A 1586-nucleotide genomic window follows, 5' to 3' on the forward strand; every position below is an offset into this window, starting at 1 on the left:
AAGTTATGAGTCTCCCCCTGGCCCCCCCTCTTTCAACACCATCATCAAACTTATTATTAAAGAATTATTGTCCTAAACATAGGGGTAAGCATAAAGTTTATTTCATATTGTTTAAGAAATAAAATTAGCGAAGAAGAGGAAAATTATAGTCTTATCAATTTCAAAGAGCCTTTTAGACTTCCTTTAACCTTTAAAAGTGATTATGGAAATTAGTTTACTTAAAGAACCTATATTACAATTTCATAATGGCGAACATATTTGTCCGAGAACGGGAATATATAAATATGGAGTTGCGGATTTTGAAAATGTACGTCCCGATAAAATTGTTTTAGGATTTGTTGGTAATAGTGACAGTATCGGTAGTTTAATTAGCTGGATAAAGTCTTGTAAAAGTCATATCGACCCCAAAAAAAGCAAGCAACCAAACTTGTTTATGAATTTTCCCGGTTTTAATGGCAAAATTGCCTTTAAAAGTGAAATATCTTATGATGAAACATATGTTCGAAAAATTAATAATTCAATTTTCGAAAAGGCAAAAAAATCATCTAAAGATATTGATGATTTAATTATTAAAGCTGTCGACTTGTTCCTAACAGAAATTAAATTTCTCTCAAAAAATAAAAATCCTGATGTTATCCTTTGTGTTTTGGATGAGAAATTTACTAATATGATTTATGGAACTAAAACTGTTAAGCTTGACGAAGATGATGAAGATAATCTTTCAATGGAAATCAATTTTAGGCGCCTATTAAAAGCTAAGGCAATGGAATATAATATTCCAATTCAAATTGTCAGAGATAGGATAGTAAAACCATCGAAAGAAATGCAAGATGAAGCTACAATAGCTTGGAATTTTTTTACTGCACTATATTATAAGGCTTCTGGTACACCTTGGGCATTAAAAAAAGATGCAACTAATAACACTTGTTTTGCGGGAATAAGTTTCTATAAAAGCAGGGACAAATCAACAACGCAGACTAGTGTAACCCAAATATTCAATGAACAAGGAAACGGTGTGATTTTAAGGGGAACTCCTGTAAAAGAAAGTAAAAAAGATAAACAGCCTCATTTATCCCAACAACAAGCTTTTGATTTACTTCACAATTCACTAAAAGAATATTACGAAGCAGTCAAAATATATCCTCAGAGATTAGTAATACACAAAAGTTCCAATTATTCAGAAGAGGAAATTGAAGGTTTTGAAAAAGTTGCTGAAAAAATGAACATTAATTCATTAGATTTAGTAACGATTATGCCTACGAATTTTAGACTTTACAGAGAGGGCAACTATCCACCTCTTAGAGGAACAATGTTCAGTCTGGATAAACAAAGACATTTTTTATACACAAGGGGCTTTGTAGATTATTATGGGACTTATCCTGGAAGATATATCCCAAGTCCGATTGAAATTAGACTCTTTTCATATGATGAATCACCTGAACAAATCTGCAATGAAATCTTAGCTTTAACAAAAATGAATTGGAATAATACACTGTTCATTCCCCAATTAGTAGGACAGGTTTTCTACAAATCCAGGTTAATTTATGCTGCTTTTTTAAATATGTCCATTGGTCTATCATAATCGA

At 31.3% G+C, this 1586-nt stretch carries 1 protein-coding gene; it reads left to right on the plus strand.

What is annotated here, in order from left to right; all coding sequences use genetic code 11:
• Nucleotides 1-202 precede the first annotated feature (202 nt).
• Complete coding sequence (locus BUB37_RS21215; RefSeq protein WP_212635342.1) at nt 203-1582, plus strand: argonaute/piwi family protein; 1380 nt, start codon at nt 203-205, stop codon at nt 1580-1582.
• The last annotated feature ends 4 nt before the right edge of the window (nt 1583-1586 follow it).

It is taken from the genome of Pseudozobellia thermophila (assembly GCF_900141855.1).
Taxonomy (GTDB): Bacteria; Bacteroidota; Bacteroidia; order Flavobacteriales; family Flavobacteriaceae; genus Pseudozobellia; species Pseudozobellia thermophila.

Coding starts and splice junctions, on each gene's coding strand:
- BUB37_RS21215 (WP_212635342.1), top strand. CDS start 203: ATGGAAATTAGTTTACTTAAAGAACCTATATTACAATTTCATAATGGC.